This window comes from Natronosalvus sp. KLKA75, assembly GCF_059736265.1.
Genome location: NZ_CM185522.1, coordinates 681,452 through 706,750, shown reverse-complemented (window position 1 = coordinate 706,750; position 25,299 = coordinate 681,452). Strand labels below are relative to the sequence as shown.

The 25,299-nt window shown below is 56.0% G+C and carries 25 protein-coding genes and 4 pseudogenes; 20 read left to right on the top strand and 9 right to left on the bottom strand.

Going from position 1 to position 25,299, the window contains the following annotated elements; translation table 11 throughout:
- The first annotated feature begins 81 nt into the window (after positions 1-81).
- Entirely contained in the window at positions 82-450 is a 369-nt protein-coding gene (locus AC6I65_RS03420; protein WP_497902672.1) for a DoxX family protein, read from the top strand.
- 508 nt (positions 451-958) lie between these two features.
- A complete protein-coding gene (locus tag AC6I65_RS03415; protein WP_497902671.1) occupies positions 959-1,558 on the top strand; it encodes a nitroreductase family protein in 600 nt (199 codons plus the stop codon).
- 247 nt (positions 1,559-1,805) lie between these two features.
- Here the strand turns inward: AC6I65_RS03415 and AC6I65_RS03410 are convergent.
- The 6 genes and pseudogenes from AC6I65_RS03410 to AC6I65_RS03385 all read right to left on the bottom strand — a co-directional run.
- Positions 1,806-2,069, bottom strand: a pseudogene (locus AC6I65_RS03410) (ester cyclase); the annotation flags it as partial.
- Positions 2,070-2,596: 527 nt separating this feature from the next.
- Positions 2,597-3,250, bottom strand: coding sequence for a plastocyanin/azurin family copper-binding protein (locus AC6I65_RS03405; RefSeq protein WP_497902670.1), 654 nt, complete (start codon positions 3,248-3,250; stop codon positions 2,597-2,599).
- A 115-nt stretch (positions 3,251-3,365) separates the two neighbouring features.
- The gene (locus AC6I65_RS03400; RefSeq protein WP_497902669.1) at positions 3,366-4,616 is read right to left on the bottom strand and encodes a ZIP family metal transporter; all 1,251 of its coding nucleotides are present in this window, start codon (positions 4,614-4,616) and stop codon (positions 3,366-3,368) included.
- The gene (locus AC6I65_RS03395; protein WP_497902668.1) at positions 4,617-5,873 is read right to left on the bottom strand and encodes a multicopper oxidase domain-containing protein; all 1,257 of its coding nucleotides are present in this window, start codon (positions 5,871-5,873) and stop codon (positions 4,617-4,619) included. It abuts the gene before it with no gap.
- 130 nt (positions 5,874-6,003) lie between these two features.
- Positions 6,004-6,672, bottom strand: coding sequence for a metal-dependent transcriptional regulator (locus tag AC6I65_RS03390; RefSeq protein ID WP_497903154.1), 669 nt, complete (start codon positions 6,670-6,672; stop codon positions 6,004-6,006).
- 171 nt (positions 6,673-6,843) lie between these two features.
- Positions 6,844-9,330: an ATP-binding protein gene (locus AC6I65_RS03385; RefSeq protein WP_497902667.1), complete on the bottom strand. Its 2,487-nt coding sequence runs from the start codon at positions 9,328-9,330 to the stop codon at positions 6,844-6,846.
- A 453-nt stretch (positions 9,331-9,783) separates the two neighbouring features.
- On the opposite strand from AC6I65_RS03385, the gene AC6I65_RS03380 reads away from it, so the two are divergent.
- The 3 genes from AC6I65_RS03380 (at position 9,784) to AC6I65_RS03370 (ending at position 12,222) form a co-directional block, all read left to right on the top strand.
- The gene (locus tag AC6I65_RS03380) at positions 9,784-10,050 is read left to right on the top strand and encodes a hypothetical protein (RefSeq protein ID WP_497902666.1); all 267 of its coding nucleotides are present in this window, start codon (positions 9,784-9,786) and stop codon (positions 10,048-10,050) included.
- A 1,090-nt stretch (positions 10,051-11,140) separates the two neighbouring features.
- Positions 11,141-11,743 (top strand): nucleotidyltransferase domain-containing protein, encoded by a 603-nt coding sequence (locus AC6I65_RS03375; RefSeq protein WP_497902665.1) that lies wholly within the window; start codon positions 11,141-11,143, stop codon positions 11,741-11,743.
- Positions 11,740-12,222: a DUF8154 family protein gene (locus tag AC6I65_RS03370; protein ID WP_497902664.1), complete on the top strand. Its 483-nt coding sequence runs from the start codon at positions 11,740-11,742 to the stop codon at positions 12,220-12,222. Before AC6I65_RS03375 ends, AC6I65_RS03370 begins: the two co-directional genes overlap by 4 nt.
- 259 nt (positions 12,223-12,481) lie before the next feature.
- Here AC6I65_RS03370 and AC6I65_RS03365 read toward each other — a convergent pair whose 3' ends face one another.
- Entirely contained in the window at positions 12,482-12,646 is a 165-nt protein-coding gene (locus AC6I65_RS03365) for a hypothetical protein (protein WP_497902663.1), read from the bottom strand.
- A 271-nt stretch (positions 12,647-12,917) separates the two neighbouring features.
- Between AC6I65_RS03365 and AC6I65_RS03360 the strand changes: the two genes are divergently transcribed.
- From AC6I65_RS03360 to AC6I65_RS03290, 15 genes and pseudogenes are all read left to right on the top strand, one after another.
- Positions 12,918-13,289 carry a MarR family transcriptional regulator gene (locus tag AC6I65_RS03360; protein WP_497902662.1) on the top strand — a complete coding sequence of 124 codons (372 nt, stop codon included), beginning with the start codon at positions 12,918-12,920 and terminating at the stop codon, positions 13,287-13,289.
- Positions 13,286-13,638, top strand: a pseudogene (locus tag AC6I65_RS03355) (type II toxin-antitoxin system PemK/MazF family toxin). Before AC6I65_RS03360 ends, AC6I65_RS03355 begins: the two are co-directional and overlap by 4 nt.
- Positions 13,639-13,886: 248 nt before the next feature.
- Positions 13,887-14,849, top strand: a complete 963-nt coding sequence (locus AC6I65_RS03350) for an ArdC-like ssDNA-binding domain-containing protein (protein ID WP_497902661.1) — start codon at positions 13,887-13,889, stop codon at positions 14,847-14,849.
- A gap of 133 nt (positions 14,850-14,982) precedes the next feature.
- On the top strand, positions 14,983-15,510 hold the full coding sequence (locus tag AC6I65_RS03345) for a DUF7342 family protein (protein ID WP_497902660.1): 528 nt from the start codon (positions 14,983-14,985) through the stop codon (positions 15,508-15,510).
- A complete protein-coding gene (locus tag AC6I65_RS03340; protein WP_497902659.1) occupies positions 15,511-15,954 on the top strand; it encodes a toxin-antitoxin system TumE family protein in 444 nt (147 codons plus the stop codon). It begins immediately after the preceding gene.
- A 263-nt stretch (positions 15,955-16,217) separates the two neighbouring features.
- Positions 16,218-17,486 (top strand): RNA-guided endonuclease InsQ/TnpB family protein, encoded by a 1,269-nt coding sequence (locus AC6I65_RS03335; RefSeq protein ID WP_497902658.1) that lies wholly within the window; start codon positions 16,218-16,220, stop codon positions 17,484-17,486.
- Positions 17,487-17,885: 399 nt separating this feature from the next.
- Positions 17,886-18,692, top strand: coding sequence for a helix-turn-helix transcriptional regulator (locus AC6I65_RS03330; RefSeq protein ID WP_497902657.1), 807 nt, complete (start codon positions 17,886-17,888; stop codon positions 18,690-18,692).
- Positions 18,693-18,957: 265 nt separating this feature from the next.
- Positions 18,958-19,131: a DUF1059 domain-containing protein gene (locus AC6I65_RS03325; RefSeq protein WP_497902656.1), complete on the top strand. Its 174-nt coding sequence runs from the start codon at positions 18,958-18,960 to the stop codon at positions 19,129-19,131.
- Between the two features lie 2 nt (positions 19,132-19,133).
- Entirely contained in the window at positions 19,134-19,739 is a 606-nt protein-coding gene (locus tag AC6I65_RS03320) for an OsmC family protein (protein ID WP_497902655.1), read from the top strand.
- A 14-nt stretch (positions 19,740-19,753) separates the two neighbouring features.
- The gene (locus tag AC6I65_RS03315; protein WP_497902654.1) at positions 19,754-20,521 is read left to right on the top strand and encodes a methyltransferase domain-containing protein; all 768 of its coding nucleotides are present in this window, start codon (positions 19,754-19,756) and stop codon (positions 20,519-20,521) included.
- Between the two features lie 5 nt (positions 20,522-20,526).
- The gene (locus AC6I65_RS03310) at positions 20,527-21,024 is read left to right on the top strand and encodes a hypothetical protein (RefSeq protein WP_497902653.1); all 498 of its coding nucleotides are present in this window, start codon (positions 20,527-20,529) and stop codon (positions 21,022-21,024) included.
- A 28-nt stretch (positions 21,025-21,052) separates the two neighbouring features.
- A complete protein-coding gene (locus AC6I65_RS03305) occupies positions 21,053-21,250 on the top strand; it encodes a hypothetical protein (RefSeq protein WP_497902652.1) in 198 nt (65 codons plus the stop codon).
- A gap of 192 nt (positions 21,251-21,442) precedes the next feature.
- A pseudogene (locus AC6I65_RS03300) lies at positions 21,443-21,673 on the top strand (DNA-binding protein); the annotation flags it as partial.
- Between the two features lie 199 nt (positions 21,674-21,872).
- The gene (locus AC6I65_RS03295) at positions 21,873-22,562 is read left to right on the top strand and encodes a nucleotidyltransferase domain-containing protein (RefSeq protein WP_497902651.1); all 690 of its coding nucleotides are present in this window, start codon (positions 21,873-21,875) and stop codon (positions 22,560-22,562) included.
- A complete protein-coding gene (locus tag AC6I65_RS03290; RefSeq protein WP_497902650.1) occupies positions 22,555-23,049 on the top strand; it encodes a DUF8154 family protein in 495 nt (164 codons plus the stop codon). Before AC6I65_RS03295 ends, AC6I65_RS03290 begins: the two co-directional genes overlap by 8 nt.
- Positions 23,050-23,459: 410 nt before the next feature.
- On the opposite strand, the pseudogene AC6I65_RS03285 reads toward AC6I65_RS03290, so the two are convergent.
- Together AC6I65_RS03285 and AC6I65_RS03280 are read right to left on the bottom strand one after the other, a co-directional pair.
- Positions 23,460-24,663: pseudogene (locus tag AC6I65_RS03285) on the bottom strand (RNA-guided endonuclease InsQ/TnpB family protein).
- A gap of 3 nt (positions 24,664-24,666) precedes the next feature.
- The gene (locus tag AC6I65_RS03280) at positions 24,667-24,816 is read right to left on the bottom strand and encodes a DUF2080 family transposase-associated protein (RefSeq protein WP_253438152.1); all 150 of its coding nucleotides are present in this window, start codon (positions 24,814-24,816) and stop codon (positions 24,667-24,669) included.
- Positions 24,817-25,299 lie beyond the last annotated feature (483 nt).

Below are 25,299 nucleotides of genomic sequence, written 5' to 3'. Positions count from 1 at the left end.
GCAAACCCGTGCCTCTCGTCGGAAAGAGGGACGGAACGTTATGACTGAACACTCGTCCGAATCGCGTAAGGAAAGTAGACTATGAGCACAATTGAAACGGCCATCTTCCTCGTGCAAGGGTTGCTCGGACTCATCATGCTGGCTGCGGGCATTGCGAAGCTAATCGGTATTGACCTCGTGGTAGCGGATTTCGACCGATACAGCTATCCAAACTGGTTCCGATTCGTTACTGGTGGCATCGAGGCTATTGGGGGTCTCGGCTTGCTCGTCGGGCTCGTGTTCGCGCCGATTCTCGCTGTTCTCGGCGGTCTGTTAATCGTCGCCACGATGGCCGGAGCCATCCTGACACATCTCTTCCGGGTTAACGATCCGTTCTGGAGATTCGTCGGGCCAGCGATCTATCTCACCGTCGGCCTCCTCGTGACGAGATTTCACCTGCCGTCGTTCTAGCCATCAAAGTACGAGCAACAGTAGTTGCCCCGGTTACGGTAGGAACGGGAGTCATAGGCACGATTCAGGCAGGATGGTCGTCCTCGATAACTACGCGAGGGTAGATCTCGGTGGGTTCGTTATGGCTTCGGATGCAAGATACGCGCTCTGTATTCAGCAGATACTACACGAGCTACCGAGTCGTTGTCAAGAGAAGCATGCAAGATACAGAGGATGGGTTCAGCAGGAGAGCAATCCGTCGTACGTTCGGCATTCACTCCCCAGCAGAACTACCGAACCGACGAAATCGCTAGCTCGAAAGCCACCTGGCCCCAATTGTGTACCGATTGGATAGAGGAGGCCGCGGAGGTCAATTCCGGGAGCGCGGCTCGACGGGTCAGAGGTCGGTCGTGCCGGCCTGCCCACGAACTGGGCGGTACGCTCGGTAGAATGCCGACCAAACGCAACAGCTGCCCCCTCACGTCGACATCCTGCAGTACTATAGCAGGCGAGTTCGAACTGACCCAGTATGGATTACTACGAGGTCATCCACCGCCGTCGGATGGTCCGGAACTTCCGCGACGAGTCCATCGATGACGAGACGGTCGAACGGATCGTCAGCGCCGGTCTGCAGGGTCCCTCGGCCGGATTCAGTCAGGGCTTCACCTTCCTCGCGCTGGAGTCACCCGAGGACCGCGAGCGTTTCTGGGCCACCAACGAACACAACGCCCAGCCCGAACACGTCCGTCGGGCACCGCTGGTGGTCGTACCGTTCGCCTGCAAGGACGCCTATCTCGACCGGTACGCCGAGCCAGACAAGGGATGGACCGACCGAGAGGAATCGCGCTGGCCGGTGCCGTACTGGTATATCGACACGGGGATGGCCACACTGAATATCCTCCACGCCGCCGTCGCCGAGGAACTCGGCGCGCTGTTTTTCGGCATCCCCGACGAGGACTGGCCAGCGCTGCGGGACGCCTTCGACGTGCCTGAGGCATATGACCCCATCGGCGCGATCGTTGTCGGCCATCCTATGGATGAGCAAATCGAGAGTTCGGCCGATACTCGCCAACGGAAGAACGTCGAGGAACTCGTCCACGGTGGCGACTGGGACAGTCCGTTCCGTTGAGGACCTCTATCCACGAAAATCGGCTCTTGTCAGCATGGCGTTGAGGTGGTGACTGGGAACGAAGGTTGCGATGTGGGCGACCCACTATCAGTTTCTGTAAGATCCGCGCCCTGTATCTTGTAGAGACTCGATGACCTCCCGAGTTGCTGTCAGAAGGAGCGTGCGAGATATAGAGGATAGATCTATCGCGCTGTACCTTCTCGAACTCCCGATTCACTTGGCGAAAAATACTGAAAGGTAGATCGCGTTACTCTCCAGGCGGTTCGAAGACACCGATCTGTTGCAAGAAGCCCAGCATGTCGTTTTGGGCCCACGTCTCGACGATCTGGCCGTCTTCGATCCGGTGGATGTGGTTTCCCTCTACCACGGCCTCCTTCCCCGTCCCTTCGACCCCCATAAACTCGCCTTCGTGGGTGCCGGTGGCCCGATCTCGTCGGACCACCATATCGCCTTCGGCGATCAGGTCTTCGACCCCGCAGTGGATGTCCGCAACCGCGGTTCGAAGCATCGAGACGTATTCTTTGACCGCATCCGGGCCGTGAAGGGGCTCGGGTCTTGCAGAATTATGTTCGACTTAATTGTCTGAAATTATCTCATCGATGAGATCCAGATTCCCCTTGCTAATGACCTCTTCCGGGTATTTACGGACAATCTCCTTGTTTTCCGCTTCCAATGTTGCCATAGTGTCCTCCTCCGTAGCGTCCGCACGACAGTTCTCGCTCCCAACCGCCTTCGATACGAACGCTGTTCGAGAACCACCCCTTGATACATGTTAACTCATTACAAGGGCGGTAGACCAAGGGGGATGAGATGGGAATCACGTTTTGCTGAATACGCGCTCTGTATTCAGGACAGCTGATTAAGCAGATCACTGGCGGAGGGTTTCAACAGAGCCGATTAGTACTGTTCTCGAAGCCAGTCTGCAGGGTAGACAGCGGTCATCCCTGGGGTGTCGAGGCGGAACTGCTGGGGCGGCGTCATCTTGGCGTAGGTCTTCTCCTTGGGAGGGGTGCTGGAGGATCGATAGGCGCAGAAAACTCAGTCGAGAACTTCCATCGCCATCTTGTTTAACTCGCTGATCTTTTCTCGTGCTGTTTCCGGTAATTCTTCTTGTGGCACAGCTAGCCCCGGCTCACCCTCGGTATCAGGATTTCCGACGACGACGCCACCGAGCATCCCCATCGACTCGTGCGGGATGCAATAGTAGTCGTAGACGCCTTCTACTTCGAACGTCTGCTCAAAAGTGGTACCGCTCTCGCTGAGCGTGCCACTATCCCACGATTCCGCGCCATCCGGTATCCGGTCTGGTTTGTCATTGTCAGCGTGGTACGCAGTCGTCGTGTGAGTTCCGCTTTCGAGCGTCCACGTAACGGTTCCACCGGCATTGACCCACACGAGGTGAGGATCGAAATGGTGTTCGGAACCATCGGAATACATCTCCACGGTAACGCTGTCGGACGGTTCTGTAGGGAGTTCGTCATGGCCATGGGATTCATCATGGCCGTCGTCTTCATCGTGTTCTTCGCCATCACCGTGAGTGTGGGATTCGTCGTTGGATTCATCAGTATCGTCAGGTGGGCCTTCCTGTGTGGCTGAATTGTCTGTGCATCCCGCGGTAGCTACAACTGTTGTTGCTACCACGGTCGCCTTCAGGAACCGTCGGCGTTGCGTACGTCGAGTATTGTGTTTCATGCGTTCAAATCACGTATTTTCCTGCTTTCCGGAAACTCCAGGCGTATCGTGCTGGTATTGTCTCCGTCGTTGCAATTGGGAGGTCATCTGGTTCTCCTCGAATCTGGCGTCTGCACTAGAGCGCGACGAACAGGTCGGTGATGTACATCACACCGAGGCCGGCGAGGAACGCCAGCAAGTTCGTCGCACTCCCAACGCGTCCACCTTGCGTGCGGATCATTCCGGCAATCTCCCAATTGACCTGGAGGATCGCCCCAACGCCAATGGCGAGGAAGAACGCCCCGAGCGTGGGCGAGTAGGCAAGGCCGCCGATCCAGCCGCCGAGGATGACCGGCGCACCCGCAATCAGTCCGAGTGCGACAAAGTGATACCAGCTAGGACGCTCGCCACGAGCAACGGGTGCGACGACTGCTGGCCCCTCGGTCACGTTGTGCAACATGAAGCCGATCACGAGAAACGCACCGAGCGAGACTCGTCCGAGCGCGAACGAACTCCCGATAGCGAGCCCTTCAGCCAGATTGTGCAGCCCGATGCCGAGTGCGACGAGGTAGGCGACCCACAGCCCACTACTGGCGCGTGCGTCGCCTGCGGCTGCACGCCCTTCACGCCAGGCGCTGACCGACTGGACGAGCAGAAGCGCCCCAAGGATGCCGAGGACCACGAGGGCAGTCCCTTCGTACGCCCCGGGGATCGCCTCGGCGAGTTCGAACGCTTCGAACCCCGCATCGACCGCGAGGAACGCAAGTACCCCCGCGGCGAACGTGAGCACGGCGTGTAGCCAGCGATTGCTCATCGCCCGAATAAACGGGAACCATAGCATCCCGAGTGCAACCGGGATGACGCCAACGAACACCCCAATCAGCGCGAGCGACCAAAGGACGTCAGTGGTGAGCCCCGGCGTTTCACTCGGTGCGACGATCGTGTGGCCAAATGTCGTCCCGTCGGAGACGACGAGCGCGGTGTGGATATCCCAACCGGGCTGCCAGTGGTACGGCACGACGACCTGTGCACTCTCCATCGGGGCGAGTGTCTGGTCACCGCCAGCGCCCTGAACCTCGAAGTTCCAATACGCGTCGTTGATGAGAACCTGCGAGATCGTAACTGCGTCAGGTCCATTGTTGGTTACGTGTAGAACGATGGTATCCTCACTCGGCAGCGTCGTGTGCGTAATCGTCAGGTCCGGAAGTGGCTCACCGCTCTGAACACCCGCAAGAGGGGAGGTGAATACGAACGCGCCGATAACGAGAGCCAGCAAGACGAGCGGCAACACGGCGACGACCCAGGATGGAAGTCCGAAGGGTCGTACTGATTGTTCGCCGCTCGCCACCCCACCATCGGTCGATTTGGACGAATTTTTGTCGGTCATCTACACCACCTCGAAGAAGCTCATCCAGCCGAGTTCAGCGAACTCGGACTGGTGGGCGTGGAACATGTATAGCCCCGGCTCGTGATCGGAGTAGTCGATTTCGAGGATTCCACGCTGAGCCTGGCACTGCATGATCGTATCCACGTTCTTGAGCGTCGGTTGGAGTGTCGTGCCGTGGTCATAGTAGTCGAAGAACTGCGAATGCGTGTGAAACGAATTGATGGGATCGAACTCGATGACGTTCGAGAGGTACACTCGCTGGAGCTGGTTCCGGTCGATCTGAATTGGGTGTTTAGTTTCGCCAGCTTCCCAGTTGCCGTTCCCGTCAGTACTGCCAACGCCGTAGGCGAACGCCTGCGTGTTGGCGGCGTAGACCTCGTTGTCGCCGTCGAAGTTCGTGTCGAACCCGTTCATCATCATCACCATCTCGTTGACGTCGTCGTTCTCAGCGTACTCGTGATTGCGAGAACGGGCGATTTCGACGAGTTCGTCTCGGTACTCATCGGTAATCGGTCCGTGGTAGTTTACGTACTCGCGTGGATTCTCACGGACGCGGTCAGGGTCTGGATCGACGATGATCGTCCCGTAGAGGCCGCGGTGGATGTGTTCTTTGAGCGGCATTGCGTGGCAGTGGTAGAAATGCATCCCCGTTGGCTGGGCGATCCATTCATAGGTAAACGATTCACCCGGTTCGAGTGCCCCGGGGCCGTTCTGGGGCACACCGTCCATCGTCGGATCGAGATTTCGAAGGTGCGGGTGGATCGTATGGGCGTGGCGACTTCCATTGGTGAACTTCACCCGGATGAGATCGCCTTCAACGACTCGAAGCGTAGGCCCAGGAACCTGCCCGTTGAACGCCCACGCGTCGAACTCGATCCCGGGCGCAATGGTAATCGGGACATCGACAGCCGTGAGTTCGAACTCTCGTACAGTTCGTCCGTCCTCCTCGTAGGCATCTTGTTGAACGTTCTCCTGGCCGTTTCGTCCCGTGTTGAACGCCGTGAGGTACTCGTGTGGGTCGAAGTCAGTGTCCTCGAATTCGCCGACGACTCCGTGTCCGCCGTGTTCATCGTGATCATCGTCCCCCCCACTGCCCGCTTCGCTTCGACCGACCCCGAACGCAGCGCTGCCAGCGACCCCAATACCGCCGAGGACGGAGCGCCGCGTGGCGGTTACATCTGACTGGAGTCGCTCAACCAGTCGTCGTTCGAGTGTTCGCATAATCTCTTCGGCTGTCCCGTAGTCTACAGAGGGCATTCGCTCCTCCACTTCCCCAATCGTGGTTCGGTCATTGCTAGATGATTGCACCCATCCACCCTTAGTTTTGACTGTTCTAAACTTAGTCTTCGTCTAATCTAATAAGGACAGGAGGAGCGTGCTACGCTGTTTATTCATCAACAGGACGGACACGAATTGAGCGGGCTACCTCTTTTGGGACCGAAACGGACTCTGTGTGATTATCCAATTGGAGCGTGATCATACCGAACGGGGCGATTTCGATGATCGTGGCCTGGATTCCGGGTTTGATCCCTATTTTAGTCAGATACGAAAGCGTCTCTTTGTCTTGGTCGCTCACCCGTGTAACCAGCACTTGATCGCCTACTGCATGTTCTATGAGCCTGCGTGACTGATCGATATCCGGGACCGAAAGCTCCGGCCCGGGTATCGGATCGCCGTGTGGGTCTGTCGTTGGTTCATTGAGAAGTTCGGTGAGTCGCTCGGCAAACTGATCGCTGATGTGGTGTTCGAGTCGATCTGCTTCCTCGTGAACCTCACTCCAATCGTATTCGAGATGGTCAGCAAGATACCGTTCCAAGAGCCGATGATGACGAATAACTTCGAGTGCGATTGGTTCACCGGTTTTCGTCAGTTGGACGCCGTGGTACGGTTCGTGTTCGACGAGACCATGATCAGCCAATTTCTTGATCATGCTCGTCGCAGTTGGCGGTTTTACGCTGAGGTATGTCGCTAAATCAGAAGTAGAGACTGCGCCATCCGTTTCCGACTGAAGAATATAGATTGCCTTGAGATAATCCTCCATGCTGTCGCTCAAGATCATCATCGAATATTAGGTGGAGCTAAATTATAAATTGTTCTCCTCAAAACACGCCGTTCTGGATTCCTTCTTTCACTAGATGCTGCCGGCAAAACGGCCTGTATGAACTACCCCACCCTACTCGCTCCCTGTGTTGCTCCTTGAGGAAGGGGACTTAGCGCCAATCGCCAGTTAATACTGCTCCCGAAGCCAGTCTGCAGGGTAGACAGCGGTCATCCCTGGAGTGTCGATGCGGAATTGCTGAGGTGGTGTCGTCTTGGCGTACGTTTTCTCGACACGAGGCTCGCCTTCGATCGGATCGTTGAGCGCAGAAAGCACCTTGTGACCATCGGCCTGTTTCATAACAACCCAGATAGCCTCGTCGGGCTCGCACGAAGCCATCTTATCGAAGTCTTTGGGAACCGCCCTATGATAATCGTTGTTGATCCGTTCGACTTCGGCGGTGACGACGATCTCGCCATCGGTGTCGACACCTGCGAGGTCAAGTCGATGTTGGTCGTCGAGGTCGTAGTATGGAATCACCTCCGTGACGCTCGAGTCAGTGCTCTGGGCGTACACCGCCTCGAGATACTGGCGAGTCACCTCGATGCCGAAGACGTGCTGGCTGGACTCTTCGAGGTCGCCAGCGCCGTGGCCATAGTCGACGCCGAGGCGATAGCTCTCCCCGATGGCGTCGCGACCGTCCGATGAAACAGTATAGAGTCGGTGTGGATGGTCGGTATCGTGACGAAGGACGTCTGCCTCAAGCAGTGGCGTGATGTCGTCGTTGTCGATGCCGACGTACTCCTGGAGCCTGAGCATCGAATCAGAGAGGATGTCGTACTCGAGTGGATCGTATCGCAGCTGCTGGGCGTTGTAGACCGCCTGTAAGAACAGGAGTTGTCGATCACTCCACTCTGAGGCTTCGCGTTCGGCTGACGTGAGTTTGAGATTGATTTCACAGACCGGGATATCGTCGGCGTCGACGTCCTCGAGGGAGTGACAGCACTCGATCGCTCGCTTCATCCCCTCAATCGTGGGATCGTAGCGATTCTCGCAGGACCCACAACAGAGTGCGTCGATCGCTTCGTCGTAGACGACACAGTCAGGAAATCGCTTCGTGTGTAGCAGGAGTGAGTCGACGCGGAGCGACGATTCACTGTGCGCTGGTTCGTCTCCGTCAGGATCGTCCGGTGATCCGGTGTGAGCAGCCTTTGTTGGTTCTGATTCGTGACCGAGACCCGAACGTCTCCAGGTCTCGAGGGTGATGAACTCGAAGGCTGCGTCGAAGGCTCGTTTTTGCTCGCCCGTCAGTGGCTCATCGCTCGCTGGATGGCCGCGTGGTGGAGCTAACGAACGGCCGAGAAACGGTCGTGCAGGTGGGGCGCCGAATTCGGCAGCAGGGCGGATGAGCCACTCCCCATGGCGAATCGCAGCGAGGCGTCGCGCTACCTTGCGGGGCGGGACGTCATCAGTCGCCAGCGTCTTCGCGAGGTCGTCTTCGATGCTGACGTTGCCGACGACGAGAGTGCCGATCTCGTTGAGCGCCTCTTCGTACGTCTGATTCGAGGGATCGGGCGAATCGAGTTGACTCGGAAACTGGACACCCAGCATGATCGAGAGGCCGAAGGACCGACCCTGGGAGAGCAGCGTATCCACCAATTGGGTCGCCGCGACGTCTTTTGCTTCCTCGAGATACAGGTTGACCTGCGGTGGGTTCGGAGGTGTATCCGGAGCTTCAGCGCGGGCTTTCAACGCACTCCACATATTCGAGAGCAAGACGAGCGTGAGCGCTCGCTTGACCCGCTCTTCCATACCGCCGAAGTCGAAGATGACGACGCAGTCATCGTCGATAACATCGATAAAATCGAAGTGTGGGTTTCGAATTCGATCAGATTTACCTTCCGGTTCGATCTGTGTCGCACCGTCAAAACGTAATTCGTGACCAGGGTCCTGGGCTGAGTCTCCGTGGTCAGCATCCGGAGACTCGACGTAAACGTAATCGAACAGCGGCGCCAGTCGGTCATCCGTGGCAATCGTCTCGACCCGAGCAACGCCCCCACCGAGGACCATATTGAAGACGTCGCGATCGCGCTCGAGCAATCCCGCGAAGTACTCCGTGAGTCGTTCGTCTGAGGTTGGCGGTGGTGATCGGTCACTCAGCGTTCGCTGAAGCGCTCTGTACAGATCTTTGTGTGAGATTGCATCCGAACCATGGATGGGGTCGTACAACGCACGCAGGTGATTGCGGATGGCTTTGGTCGACTCAGTAGCACTGTAATACTGCTCTTCGCCCATGAGCCCCGCGAGAATTTCCTCGTAGTGGCCGGCGATCCGTGATCGGGCTTCCTCTCGAGAGAGACCCGCGTCCAGGAGTGGACCGATATCGAACAGCGAGAGCGCAGGGAGCATCTTCGTGAGATCGAAGTACTGGATGGTATCGGCATCGAGGCCACCAGTGGCCGCGTAGTGCGTCTGGAGATACTCTTCGGCCGTGCCTCCGCCTTTGTAGTCGAACAGGATCTCCGGGCCAGCTGTGGCCGTCGTGTTGGACAGCATGGCCCCAGTCGTGAGGACGGATTTCCCAGAGCCAGTATCACCGACGATGAACAGATGGCGGTCCTGGAGCTCGGGCGGGAGGACGAAACACTCACCAGCTGGCTGTCGATCATCGGTCAACGGACGGCACAGCGCCTGTCCAGCCCCCGTATATCGAGTGAGTTGGTGTGCTGGCGGGAGCGGTAACCCCGTCCGTTCTGAATGTCGTGTCTCGATGGCTCGCTGACCGCGTGCAGTAAGCCCGCCTCCATCGACCAGACAAAACAGCGGGAGTTCAGAGGCAGACACGACGATTCCAGGACTCTCATACGGCGTCCAGGGGAAGCGATTCTCGAAGTTGTCATACGTCGACTCGGGACAGGTTCGATCGATGAGCGTCTCATACAGTTGCGTACCGGGCGGGGTGAGACCCGTGTAGAGGTCGTCGTCGGTAATGACGTGACCCTGAATTTCGTGAAAATCCCCACCGAGATGCCCGAGTACTCCCGAAAGATTGTGGACTGTGGTACTGGCTTTCGTCGAGTCGTCTCGAGTCAGTGCGACTGCTCGGACGGATGTCTGAAAGACGCGTCTGTGATCACGACGGTCGAGTGCCTCGAGACGGCCTCGATACGCCGGTGTGACCTCTCGAGGTTTAGTGCGCTCTTCTGGCTCTGGTTGTGGAAACAGAAAATCAGCAATTCGATCACCGGTGGTAACGACCTCGCTCTCGAGATCGAACCGATACTCATCTGCAAGCGACTGGAGCGAGCCCGCTGGCTGACACACCACCTGATAGACGATCGGTACGTCGCTCTCACAGAGCGTTTCGACGAGCGGCGCAAGTGGAACACGACGTGATCCAGCACTTTTTGGTTCCCCTCGAGAGTTGTCTATGGATGTATCGACCAGGTCGTCGACCGTTCTAAACGGCATGAGCCAGTCACGACGTAAATGGGCTCGACCGCGATACTCAACGCCTGCAACGAACAGATCCGAAGATTGAGTAGTATCTGGCCCTGTGTTCAACGTACTGTCGAAATTCTCTATCGAGTCCTCGAGGTCGCGTGGATGCCACTCGACCCGCGTGAGTTCATACGAGTTCGGAAAGACCGTCCGGCAAATCCCCTCGAGATCGTCGAGGAAGGAATCCTCTGTCGTTCCCACCAGATATCGGATACTCGTATCCGATCGGCCATCGGAGATGAGAAGCCACTCGATTAGGGGCACACTCGAGCGCCCACGAAGTGAATTCCATACGCCCGTGACCGATCGGTCCTGAAGTCGCTTATACAGCGACTCCATCGCCTGTGAAACCGTTTTGGAATGTAACGAGTTCGTCGACGGACGGATTTCGAGATACGTTCGTGAAGGTGGAGCCTTCGAAAGGTAATCCGAAGTAGTACTCTCACGTGCTGGCTTTTGTGAGGGGTCATCACTAGTCGACTCGAGATCCCGTTGTCTAGCCCTTTCAGAAACGGACTCCATTTCTCGTTTCGTCGATGTTGACAATGCTGGTGGCGTGGTGTGTTTTTCTATCGCCATTAATTGCTACTGGAGCCGCCATCCAAGCTCGACGCTATACGCGGGAGATAGCGAGAGAGATGGCCGTACTCAAGTGACTCCAATACCCCGTAACTGGGGTACATCGTAATAAATCGTATTTCGGATTCCCATGACTGTCTTTACCGCCGATAAGCGTAACTTGCAATCAGCGAACCGAATGGGGAGAAAAGGAACAACGCAGGGCCTACCTCGAGAACGTCTGAAGCGAGTCATACCGGCTTTTTCTGGAGAGATAGACCTGTTCAACTACAACCAACGCTCGCCGGATCACGATTTGAAGCGTAGAAATCATTATATGTGATGTAACGCGTTACACACAGTATAAGATATGGGCGTGAAAGTACGATTGCCACTACCGGACGAACAGGTATTCCGGTATGGTGCTATGGACGACATCCTCGAGATCGCTGCGACGAACCCCTCCACGAAGTTCTCGAACCGAGATCTGCAAGAACTCACGGGATTCGGTGGTCCCAGCGTTACGAAGGCAGTCTCGTTACTCGAGGCGATGGGACTGCTGATCAGGCAGGACACGGGCGCCAAGACGCTCTACCAAATTAACGAGCGTTCCCTCTTCGATGCCGATGACCCCTTTCTCGGGATCCCACAAGCGGAGTTTAGAGAGCCACTCAAACGATTCGTAAACCAGGTTGGCCAAGAACTCTCGACGGACGCTGCAATCCTTTGCTTCGGGAGCGTGGCCCGGGGTGATGCCGACCGAGTGAGCGATATCGATCTCTTCGTCCTCGTTGGCGATGACGAGGAATTGGTGACTGCGCGTCGAGCAGTCTCGGAAGTCGTGCGCGAACTCGAGACAGAACCGATCGACGGCCAGCGATACGAATTCGAGGTTTTTGTCGAATCACCCGAGAGCGCCCGCCGGCGAGGGGAGGATCTTCAACCGATCTTGCAGGAGGGAATCGTCCTCTCGGAGAGTGAGGCGTTTCGCCGTGTAAAGGGTGAAGTCTTTGGAGGGATCGAAGAGTGACGTCGAAAGAACTCGAGTCGACCCTGGGTGACGCGGAGGACGCGTTTCAGCGAAAGCCGGCAAACCCGGAAGTTGGTCTCGAGCACGTTTCGGACCCAGCTATCCTCCAACTGCGAAAGGCATGCCGCCTTCTCGACGCTGCGGGGTTCCTGCTCGAGCGCAACGGCCATTTCACGATCATCATCGAAGCTTGCTTCGTATCCATCGAACGCTCGGTCCAGTTCTTCGTCGAAGAAAAGGGATACGACGTCGCTGGTCAGCGTCATACCGAAGTGTACGATCTGGGGGTCCGGGCCGGGCTCTTTTCGCAGGATATCGCCGACCGACTCGAGGAACTCTGGAGAGAGAACCGGTCGGAGTCCTACTATCGGACTGGTGTCGCTGGGGAGTATCGGGCTCGGACCATCTACCAACTCGCCGTGAAACTCCACGAGGAAATCGTCCAGTTAACCCGGACGAGGGATTGTATCTGTGAATAGCTGGCGGAAAACGTCCCAACGATCTTTCTGCACTACCATCCTCACACGAGACGGCGTTTGCGCTAGATGTGCCCAGTAAGGACTGTCGAATTTATCCCCGCCGTGAACGACTAGGCTTGCTCCTCGACTCTTCGTAATCCGGCCACCTCGCTTAGGCGTGGGCTTCTCGTGAGACGCCGTAGTATCTCATCGATCATTTGCCTTCTCTGCAATAACAGCGGGTCGATTACAAACGATCTATTCAATACCCTTACCGAGGTCACTCGACCGGTTCGACCGTCTCCTTGCCACAGTGAGGGCAGTGATCGTAGTCATCGTCCACTGGCTCCTCACAGGACCGACATACGTACGGCGTATCCTTACCTTCCATGAACGACTGTTTCGTTTCTTCGAACTTCTCCCCGGCCTTCCTGAATAGATCCATTGTTCATAACAGGCTAGCGACCCGAATAAGCGTTGGGACAAATACTCCCGATTCACCAGCGATGAGCAGTCGAAACGAGGAGGGGACCAGGTGGTCTCAATTTCCACAGTTATGGAGTAGTAGAGACTCACGCTCTCAATGAATACGGTTCTTGGACCGCTCTGTAGTGGAGAGTGATAACTCTCTTTGCATCATTTTACGCTCCTTACGATATTTTCGTAGCTTTCGTTCCTAACACTCATAACGGCGGGTGCACTATATCCACTCAACGATGTCCATCGATCGAGAAACCTTCGAGAACACGAGTGAGGACAAACTCGAGGAACTCTCTGTCCCAGACCAAGTCCTCGGATTCCTCGTTGCACACGAGGACCGCGCGTTCAAGGCGCGCGAAATTGCCTCTCAAATCGGGCTCGACGAAGGCGCAGTCAGCACCGCACTCTCGCGGCTGAAGGACCGCGGTCTCGTCGAACACAAGGCGACGTACTGGGCGGTGACCGACGACAACGACCGACTCGAAGGATACAGTGGTTACGAGCGAGCGACCGCCCTGTTCAACGAGCAACTCGGTGCGGAGGATAAGGAATCGTGGCGAGAACACGCCCCCAGCGAGCCACACCCGAGTTCGGAGAACAAACAGTGACCGACGGGCGAACTGCTCCGATCTTCGAGCGTGGCGATGTCGTTTACGGTGATGACCCGTTCAAAGGTGAAGAGGATGCCCGGCCGTGGCTCGTTATTTCGAACCATGAAGGACGCCCGTTCCACGGCGAACAATACATTGCTCTAACATTAACGTCGAAATCGTGGATGGATGGTCTAATCGACATCCCTGAAGCGAGTTGGCTTCGGGGTGGGACACCGAACGAAAGTCGAATCGTCCCGTGGGTGTCCAATCGATCGGCCACGAGGACATCGATTTTTGGCAGGGCCGTCTGGAGAGCGATCTCATCAACGAAGTGGTTACTGCTCTCATCGAAGAACTGCAGTAGCGATTCACTTAAGGTGTTTTGACCGATAGAGATTGGAAAATAGCCTGGAAGTGTGGATTGCACATTAAGCATTCAAGAAGATTATTGACCAAAAAATGAATGTGCTTCCCCATGACGTTTTCGGGAAGTTGTTGTTGGCCATTTGAGTCAGCTCTTCGGCAAAAGTTCTACAAGGCCAACGATACCAGAGAGGTATTTTTGGTGCCCTCACGGGTGAGGGCACTCCATTTGGTGTGCCTGTTCGACCAATGGCAACGAAACAACCCACAGTAGCGTCGTTCGAGGATACCGAAACTCGACACGACGAGATGAACGAGACGATCGAATCGTGGCTTAGCGACCTCGTCGACCTAATTGGCGAAGCACGAGCGAGTGAGGAGTTCAAACACTGGCTCGAGGTACAAAGTCGCTTTCACGACTATTCGCACCGGAATACGCTCTTGATCGCCCAGCAGTGTCCAACGGCGACGCGGGTCGCCGGGTATCGAAGCTGGCAAACGAACTTCGGTCGGCAGGTGAAGAAAGGAGAACGAGCGATCTGGATCTGGGCACCAATCACGGCTCGAAAATGCCCGTCGTGTGGGCTCTCGAAATCACGTCACTCGAGTACTGGGTGTGGGTACACCGAAACGCCTCCAGAGGAGTGGGCGAAAGGCCTCGTCGGATTCAAACCCGTTCCCGTCTTCGATATTTCTCAGACAGAAGGCGAGGCGCTTCCGTCGCTCGAGACCGAAACAACGGGAGATGCTCGCGAGATCGTTCCCCTGCTCTATGAAGCCGGGAAGGCGCTCGATATCGAGGTGACGATCGTGTCTAAGGAAGCGTGGCCTTTCGGCTCAGCCAAAGGGGTCTGTGAGTTTCACAGTGACAGGCGACCTACCGTCAAAGTGCGTGAGCGTACAAACACTGCCGACCTCGCGACGACGCTCGTGCACGAATACGCCCATGCGTTGTTGCACGCAGATGACCTCAGCAAGAGCGAACACGCGAGTCGCGAAGTCGAAGCCGAGGCAGTCGCCTACATCGTTGGCCGATACGTCGGACTCGATACCAGCGGCTCGGCGTTTTACCTGGCCGCGTGGCAAGGCGACGAACCCGAAACGGTGAGTGAACGTCTCGAGCGAATTCGCTCGAGTGCAAGTACGATAATCAAGAATTTGGAATTGAGCGAATCAAGAAAAGGTGAACTACACAGCTCAATCAGCGAATAGCATCAGTCGTGAGTGAGTAAGTGGATAGGTGACACAAGGCAAATTGTGCTCTCCCAGCAGGCCGATTCCACACCTGGTTGCATATATCTGAATGATCCGAAGATATATTGAGAGTGGCCACCTACAAGGAGGTATGACCGAGTTCGATCCAGCCCCCGAGTCCAACGGTACCCAGCGACGGTGGCAAGCAGGAACGGACACGTTTGGTCGTGTCTATGACGTCGTCCTCGGGGTTACATCTCCGACTGCGTACACCGAAATTGCAGAACTTGCGGACTGTTCTCCAAACGCCGCGAAAAAGCACCTCGAGCGCTTGGCGGAAATGGGCATCGCCCGAGCCAATAGAGACAGCCGCCCGGCGACATACGAACGAAACGAGGGATACCTCGAATGGCAAGACGCCAGTCGGATCGCAACCGAACTTTCGGTCGAAGGGATAATTGATCGGGTAGAGGCACTTGAAGCACAGCGTGCAGAATACGAAGCACAGTTCGGGACGGCAGACCCAACGGATGTCTCCGTGTTCGACCACGGTGATCACGAAACCATCCACGAACGGATGACCGCCGTCAGTGAGTGGCAGGGTGTGATTCGAGATATTCGGCTGTATGAACTTGCTCGCCAGCTCTCCCAGAACGATGGGCATCTAATTCCAGCGTAGATGAGTCTGCCACCAGAGGATTCAGCGCCTCACTCAACAGGACCACCGGATCGACAGACATTGCGCCTGTTGGAACGACATCTTACGTCGGATTCACTCGTCGCCGAAACGACGTTCGACCCGGATTCTTATGAACCCCGACTGCTTCATGTGCTCTTCGACGCTGGACGGTACCCAGACTCGGTAACAGCGGCTCGGCTCGACATCCGGTGGTTCACGACTGGTGATTTCTCGGTCCACTACATTGAAGAACACGAGGCTGGAGAGCGCTGGGAGTGTCGCTGGGATCGGCATCCGAATACGCACAACACCCGGCTACACTTCCACGAGCCGCCATCTGCCACCGAAATCACCAATCTCGAACTCCCTTCACTCCATCCACTCGAGGTATACTCGACAGTGCTCACGGCGATAGAGCAACGTATAGAGACACTGTGGTTCTAGCAAGTGCTGAGAACAGTCGAGATACACCTAATGGAGGGTCCTGAATATCAATGGATGCCCAACAGATGTGCAACAGCAGCGCTATCGTGCCACATTACCCCTGAAATCCACGTTATACGCGGAGCAGGCGCAATACCACGTCGTTTACGGCGTGGATACGCGCCGTCGCGGGATGCCGTGAACCACCGATAACAGTACGGCTGGATATTCAACGCGTCACGGAATTGGGTAGTATTATATAATCTTGTCAACACTGGTTATGTATGGCGATAGAGGTCGTGGATAGAACACTCGTTGCTTCCATTCGGAACCAGCGAGAAGTTCAGTCCGACCTCGATGCGCTCGGATTCGCCGCCAGCAAACTCTGGAACGTCGGTCGCTGGACCTGCGACCGCGTGTGGAGTGAAACCGGCCTCATCCCCGAGGAAGGCGACCTCAAATCCTACCTCAAGACCCACGAACGCTACGCCGATCTGCATTCGCAATCGAGTCAGCGCGTTCTCGAAGAACTCGCTGAAGCGTTCGACGGCTGGTACGGAAAACGCCGAAACGGGGACTCGAAAGCGAATCCGCCCGGCTACCGCAAACACAACGACGAACACCCGCGCTCGACGGTCACGTTCAAGCAGAACGGGTTCAAAGTCGACACCAAGTTCGGCAGGGTTCGCCTCTCGAAGGGCAAAAACCTCAAAGAACACTGGTCCGACTTCACCCTCTGCGATATTGAAACCCGCCCCGACGTGGACTTGGATGAGGTGCGGAGCATCCGGCAAGTCCGTGCCGTCTGGAACACGACGAGTGACGAGTGGGAACTCCACCTCGTCTGCAAACTCGCAGTCGAAGTTCTGGAAACGCCCGGCGAGAACACCGTGGGGATTGACCTCGGTGTGAAAAACTTCGCCGCCCTCGCGTACGAGGACGGCCACGCAGAGTTGTACCCGTTGAACTGCCTGAAACAGGACGACTACTATCACAGCAAGCACATTGCGCGCTGTGACGATTCGGCGTCCGAGCGAGCCACGCGATTGAACGCGAAGAAGTCTAGTCGGCGCATCCACTACTTCCACGCGCTCTCGAAGCACATCGTCGAACACTGTGTCGAAGAGAACGTTGGACTGATAGCCATCGGCGACCTCGGTGGCATTCGAGAAGGCGAGGATGGCGACGTGAAGGACTGGGGCAAACACGGCAACTTGGACCTGCACTCGTGGGCGTTCGACCGGTTCACGAAGATGCTCGAATACAAAGCCGAGGCCGAGGGTATCACGGTCAAGCGTGTGTCGGAGCGTAATACGTCGAAGTCGTGTTCGTGTTGTGGACGCAAGCGCAAGGCGAACCGCGTTGAACGCGGCCTGTACGTCTGCGATGAGTGTGGAATGGTGGCCAATGCGGACGTGAACGGTGCGGAGAACATTCGGCGGAAAGTAACTCCGAGTCTCGCCACGGATGGCGGCGATAGGAGTAACGGCTGGTTGGCACAGCCATCGACTTTCGTGTTCGATACAGAGAGCGGTTGCTTTGCACTGCGATAACACGTGGGCTCGTAAACCCTAATATCTCAACTGCGGTCGGGATTCCCGCGTCTTCAGGCGCGGGAGGATGTCAATCTAACGGCCAGAAAGGACGCGAGAGACGTTCTTCATGCTGTTCCTGTGTGAATATTGTTCAAACAGTTGTAGGAATACTCAATGTGCTTCGATCACGAGGAGGTCATCCTGTGGTCACATCACCGGTGTTGGTTGCTTAATCGGATAAAAAGAATTGATTACAAAATTGTAATTTGAATTCTCAGATCAATCTTGTAGATGAGAATTTTGTATCCGAGAGGTTCCACGGTTGTCAGCCAATTATCAGCGATAGGCAAAGCTCGATGTCCTATCTCTGTCTAGAGGAGTGCAAATGATTATTACGGAACCATGTGTAAGACTAGCATGGGATTGAGTACGGGCTCACCAATCGACGATATTTCGTATCTCGCGCGGTCCGAACACCGTGCTCCAACGCTCATCGCTCTAACTGTCCGTCCGCGGAGCCGATCAGAGCTCTGGGAGATGACTGGAGTCTCGTCGTCAACGATTCGACGGACACTGAGCGAGTTCGAAGAGCGCAACTGGATCCGTAGAAATGGATACCAGTACGAAGCGTCACCACTGGGTACGTTCATCGCATCCGCAGTAGCAGAGTTAATCGAGCGGGTCGAAATCGAGCGAAACCTCCGCGACGTCTGGCAGTGGCTTCCAGGCGAAGAGAGTGGATTCACGATAGAGATGTGCTCTGATGCGGTCGTGACGGTCGCCGAAGCCGACAACCCGTATGGTCCGATAAACCGATTCCGTAAGCTGATCGGTGAAACCGACCAGTTCCGGTTCGTCGGGTCCGATCTCGCTCTCCTCGAGCCATGTCGAGACGAGTTCTGTCAGCGGGTCATCGACGGCATGCAAGCGGAGATCATCGATCCGCCAAACGTCGCCGAGTACATTCGCTCGACTTACCCCGAACTGTCTTCTGAAACCCTGGCAAGTGGCAATCTCACGATCTGGTTACACGACGACCTGCCGCCGTACGGAATCTGTATCTTCGATCACCGGATCGCGATATGCGGTCACGACCCTGACAGCGTGACGGTTCGTGTGCTGGTCGATACCGACTCACACGAAGCACGAGAGTGGGCGGAATCAAAGTACACGTACTATCGCCGCCAGACCCCAACGATCCCGCTCGAAACAGTCGTGGACTGACGTTCTGGTGTGACAAGTCCTAGTGCGTGGCTCTGTTGCACCCATCAATGAATGATCTAAGACCAATCTATTGGGAAACCTCACGTTCCAACTTGTAACTCAATCCCCTTCCAGCTACTGCTAATTATTCAGCGACTGCACGAGAGTCAATCGTTGCACGATCGTGACTCGGTGGAAACAGTGCTAGTTGCCACCGGTGTGTCACGAGTTAGCTATCTAACGCTTGAACGCGAACCAACTCTTGCCGAAAGGCACCTGAAACACCATGGCAAAAGCACACAAACTCGATTGTGAAGCGGCAGCAGCTGATTGTCGGTTCATCATCCAATCAGAGAACGAAGACGAAGCGACCGAACTGGCCAGGAACCACATGAAAGAGGTTCACGGGCAAGACTACACAGACGAAGAACTACGAGAAAAGCACCTCCAGGTCGTGTAAATATGGCTATCGACACGCAGATCAACCACGGTATCGACATCGAACAATTCGAAGAGTTCGCCGAATTCGCGGCTGAAAACCCCAATGAGGTGCAGCTCGGACTCGCTGCTCGCTCGACTTACGAGGGGACGTGCGCTCACAGCTTGGCGAAGGTAGACAGCTACGAACTCGGCGGTGAAACAATCGCGAGCGAGACTCGCGAGTACACGATCCCCTACGGAGCGTGGAAGGAAGTGTTGGACGCAGGCGGATGGGTCGGCGGAACCGACCGACTCGAACCGATCGAGGCCGCACTCTCCGCGCTCGCCTCTTGTATCAACGTCGGCATCACCATCAACGCCGTCGCAAACGGCGTCGATATCGAGTACCTCCAGACCCGGGTCCGCACCGAGTTCGATCCGCGCGTCCTCTTCAGCCTCAAGGACCTCGGAGAGGCCGATGCCGTCTTCGAGAATCTAACCGCAGAAGTCGAGATCGAGAGTCCGGATCTCGATAAGGACCAGGTCGACGAATGGGCGCGGCGGGCACCAGTCTACACGCTCATCTCGCTCGCTCAGGACATCCAACTCACGGTGAATACTCCGGCCGAAGTGGCGGCCGACGACTGATGAGGTGAAGATAAATGACAAAATCACTAGACGTCGAACGACTCGAACAGGCAGTCAAGAGCGTCTATCAAGACGTTGCAGAAGAACCGGCAGAAGAGTATCACTTCGAGATGGGGCGCGAGTTGGCAGAACGGCTCGGCTACCCAGCGAGCGATCTCGATCAGATCCCCGCGCAGGCTCTGGAGTCATTCGCGGGCGTGGGATACCACTTCGACCTCGCCGCTCTCGAAGAAGGAGATGACGTGCTCGACCTTGGGAGCGGTTCCGGGACGGATGCGTTCGTCGCAGCGTTACAGGTCGGCGAATCCGGGAGTGTGACCGGGTTAGATATGACCGACCAACAGCTATCGAAGGCAGGGCAGTTGCGTGATGAGGCCGGGATGGACAACGTATTCTTCGAGAAGGGGTACATCGAGGACGTTCCTTTCGATGACGGGACATTCGATGTCGTACTCTCGAATGGAGTCATCAATCTCTCTGCGGAAAAGCAGCGAGTGTTCACGGAGGCAAATCGAATCCTCAAACCAGGCGGACGGCTCGCCATCTCCGATATCATCAGCGAGAAACTGATGCCGAAGAGCATCAAGAACAACGAGGACCTGTGGGCAGCTTGTATCGGCGGAGCCGAACAGGTCGATCGTTACACGGAGCTCATAGAGCAGACCAGGTTTGAAGTGAGGGAGGTTCGGGACAATACTCAGTATGAGTTCATCTCGGATCAAGCAGCGAATGCATGTCAGAAGTACGGCGTGAAGAGCATCTCGCTCGGCGCCAACAAGTGATTACAATGGCAACAAGACAATCGGTTACAGACGAACAGCAAGAACAGGTCGAAATCGAGGCAACGCTCCGGAACGGGTCGCTGTTGATGGCGCTCGCGGGCGTCGCGTTCATCGGATACGGAATCGTATTCCTCGTGATGAACTTCGTAGGAACTGGCTTCGAACTCGGGGTCAGTACGCTAAACGGGATGACGAAAGCCGACTTGGACCCGACAGTGGCGTACTACATCAGCCACCTGCACGTCGCCACTGCCGCGTTCATAATTTCGACAGGGATTGCGGTCACCGCCCTGTCGTGGTACGGCGTGCGTCAGCGACTCACCTGGGCGTGGGCAACCGCAGTCGTCGCTGCCGTCACCGGCTTAGCGCTCGCGTTGCCGATGCACTACACGGCAGATGCATTTGCTCACGATTGGATGACGCATCTCGGCCCCATCTACGTGGCGACGGTCGTCTTCGTCGTCGGCGTCGTCATGGCATATCGAGGCTTGAACGCGACGTAACTGCGATAGATAGACAACAAAATTACAGATGATCTTCGAATCCATTATCATTTTGCATGGCGGTTCTGTCGTTGAGGTTACACTGCTTGAATACTTACTCCGCGTTGTTCTCTACCTGTTTGCCTTCGGTGGTATTGCTGCCTTCGTTGTCTGGGGACTCGAAACTGCCAGCGCCATCCGCTCCAGAACTGTGAAAAAACGGCGGCAGGGAGAGAGGGGGTTATGATTACATCCCACTTTCGCCTGTAAGAGGACAACTTGCCGAAGTCGCCGGCCTCGAGTCGATCAAGCGGATCGGATAAACCCTCACGGACACCATCACTGCCGACGAATTATCCGTCCACCCGCTAACGGACATCTATGGACGGTACCGAGCTCCGGGCGGAACACTCGTCGTCGAACATAAGCTGAACCAGCCATCGGGAACCAGATTGACATCCGGGTTCTCGAGAGCAAAGACATGTTCGAGACGGTGATGGATACGAAAGAAGAGATACAACACGAGACAGGGACGATCGTGCCGATTGGAAACCTCGAGTCGATTAGAAAGGGCGAGGTTAGTATGGAGGCCAAGAACTAGTACAATGGACGGTGTTCGATCGCGCTGATCCGGTGGTCGGAAATCAGATTCCCAGAGCGCGAATCCTAGTGGGAGTAGCCCAATGAACTCTCTTTTTAGCTGTGCCCGATCACCCGCTACCCACCGCCCCGCCCACCTCCACGTTCGGGCTGCTGACGGCCAACGGCCGTTTCACTGCCGGGCTTTCACAGTAACTTCGTTCACCACAGCACCCAGCGCTTAATCTGCTAGAACAAGTTATTTATATCTCGTTGCACAATATCATACAGTGTCTGAAATCACGGGTCAAGATATGGCGGTGTGTATCGATGTCAATCCTGCCGATGATATCGATATCTTCCGAATTGCTGCAGCTGACGATATCCTTCGTCTGTTGGCTGATGCGCACGAGACAGAGTTTACTATAGCTGAACTCGTCAACGCGACCGATGTTACTCGATCCACAGTGTGGAGAGCTATTGATTTACTCGATGGAATTGGTGCAGTCCATGTTCGTGAAACACCCCAGCGAAATTACGTAGCTATCAATCCTCGGCGATTACAAAAAGATGATCCGCTATTAGCTATCGAACAGACGGAGTTCCACGCCCCGATACGCGCATTTATTGAACAGACTCATGGGGCTATGACTGACGCCGACAGCGTAGATGATCTTCTCGGAATCGTCGTCTTCGGAAGCGTTGCTCGTGGCGAAGCCGACAGACAGAGTGATATCGATCTGTTCGTCGTCGTCGATGGTGATCGAACGACCGCACGCCGTTTCGTAACTGACGTCGTCAGTGATCTAAGTGACCGCCGTTTTGATGGAGACCGGTTTGACTTCGAGCCATACGTCGAATCTAAAGAGAGTGCACAGCGTGCCGGATCGAAACTGCGAGAAATTTTCCAAGAAGGAATCACGGTGTATGGCGATGACCGGATCCAGGCAGTGCGTAAGGCGGTGTTCGCCGATGAGTAGTACGCGGATCGATCAACTGATCGACGATGTGCAAGCAGCATTCGACCGCCAGCCAACCGAGATTGAACTCGGCCTCGATGTCGAAGACGCTGCACTCCTCCAACTTCGAAAAGCATGCCGACTGCTAGCCGGTGCAGAGACGCTCCGAGAAGAGGGGTATTACACTCTCGTCATTGAGGCGTCCTTTGTTGCAATCGAACGGACTGTGGAGTTTCGGCTCTTGGAACGAGGGACGATGCAACCTGTGGACTTGCCCGGAACGCATTCTGGTGTGTATCGGGAAGCGGCTTCCGTCGGGGTCTTCTCTGAAGCGACTGCCGAAAATCTTGCAGACCTCTGGCGTGATCATCGAGCAAAAACGTATTATCAGGATGGGCTGGCTGGGGCGAATCGTGCTGAACAAATGTTCCTACTTGCAACTGAGATCCACGCGTTTGTTGTTGGACGCTCATCGCAGGGCTATGAGTGTCTCTGTGCCTCGAGATGACTATCAAGGTGAAGAATGAGTGCTGAGTTGTTCTGAGGAGACTCGAGTGTACACTACCGTGAAAGCCTCCTAGCGTGTTCGAGTCCCGCGACTGGTGAGACACATGCGTCTCGCTGGCCTTCGCTCGTATCACTTGCGAAGATCTCTCTGCGGTCCTCACGAAGTTGCGGTGCTTGCGTCGACGGGGATCCCCGAGCGCGCCAGCCCCTTTCGGACCCACCCGTGTGGACCAATCAGCTGGCTGCTAGGGTGGTTGTTCCCTCCTCGAATAACGGCACGTCCCGCTCGCCGCTTCTGACCGTCGCTCACTCCCGCTCTTCGGTTGCCGTATTAAGTGCGCTTTCGGTCTTCGCTCGCTCAGACGCGAAACCGGCGTGAACTACCCCCATAAACGTTCACGATCGAACCGTTCACTCTGTGAGGGTGGGGCTTCCTGTTTCCACGACACGCTTTGCAGACACAGAAGTATCAACAGGGAGCGCAGTCTCCACAGGCGTTAATTCGGAGTGAACCACTCCTACGTCTTCGAGGCCACGGGAAAGGATGTTCCATGCTGCATTCGCGTCTCTATCCGATTCAAACCCACACGCCGGACACGAGTGTTCACGAACCCACAACGGTTTGTCCGTCTTGATACCGCAGGACGCGCACTCCTTCGTCGTATTCTTCGGATCAACAGCGACGAAATGCGTTCCCTCGCGCTCGCACTTGTATTCGAGCATTCGTAGGAACGTTCCCCACGCCGCCCCCACTCGGTCCCGAGAGTTGCCGGGGAGTTCGACCAACCCTTTCGCGTCCAAATCCTCGACCGCCACGAGGTCATACTCTTGGGCGTAGTAGTTCGACAACTTGTGGAGGAAGTCTCGACGCTTCCGTTTCAGGTCAGCATGGCGCCGGGCGACGACCTCTCGCTGTTTCTCCCAATTCGCAGACCCGTGTTCTTTCCGTGAGAGGTTGCGTTGGGCGCAGTCGAGTCGGTCACGTTCTTCACTCAAGTCAGGACTTTCAATAGCGTATCCCTTGGTATCGTGTGCGTACTTGAGAATCCCTACGTCGATGCCAACGACCTCCTCGGTCGTCTCAGGTTTCTCGGGAGGATCTTTCTCCACGTCGATGCCGAACGTGGCGTACCACTCACCCGTGGTCTCGCTTGACCGTGACCTGTTTGATGGTCGCGTCCTCGGGGATGTCTCGGTGGAGGTGAATCGGAATCTCACCAATCTTGCTCAACCACAAGATGGGCCGACCACTCGTATTCTTGAGTTTGAAGCCGGACTGGTTGTAGGTGAGCGACCGATACTCCCGAGGCGGTTTCCACTTGAGCATCCCCACGGAACGCCCGTTCTCCTTCTGTGCTTTGAGCGTGGAGAGGTTGTCGTAGACGCGCTTGACGACCATCTGGAGGACTTTCGAGTGAACGTTGTTCAGGTCGTCCCACCACGTTTTGAGGTCGGGGAGTTGCCCTTGCACCTCGTAGCGGGATGGGATATCGTCTGCGTCGTTGAGTAGGTAGAGAACGTTGTTGTACAGTTGTCTACAAGTATCGACGTGATACAGAAGCTCCTCTTGGAGGGGTTCTGGCGGGTCAATTCGATACTTGTAGTTGTACTGCATTGACTATTCGTCTGAGTTAGGTTTGGAGACGCGGACGACTTTCACGTCGGCTCCGCGCCAGCGTTTGGGAACGATGACGTGAGCGCTATTGCCCGACGGTTTTGCCGTGCCATCGAGGACTTCCTCGCCTTCGATTTCAAACCTATCCATCACCATTGTATAGACTATGGATAGACATAAAGGTAGCGGTAGACCTCTGAAGTGGGTATCGTGGGTGTTTGAGAATGTGCGCCGTTGACGAGACGCTCTGCGTCTCGCTCGCACACCAGAAATTTCCAATTTCTGGGGGCGCTGTATCCCTCCCTACTGCGCTACTCTGCCGTATCACTCCCTGCATTGGTCCTTGAGGAAGGGGGACTTAGCAACTAAGTTCAGAAACTCGTGTGTCGCTGTATTCCCCCTTCTTGTGCTACTCGGTCACTTCGTATTCTATGTTGCTCTTAAAGAAGGGGCTTAGCACCTGAATCAGGTTACACACTTGACCTGACGGCGCGCACCGCTCGTCGCTTCCACCCTCCGCATCGCTCGCGACCGACCATTCCGGGCTGCCTGCCTGCAGTAGCGGGCGGGCTGCCGGGCTAAAGTGGATGTGCCCTCGACGCCAGCAGGTATCCCCGTCGGTTGCGCCCCTTGCGG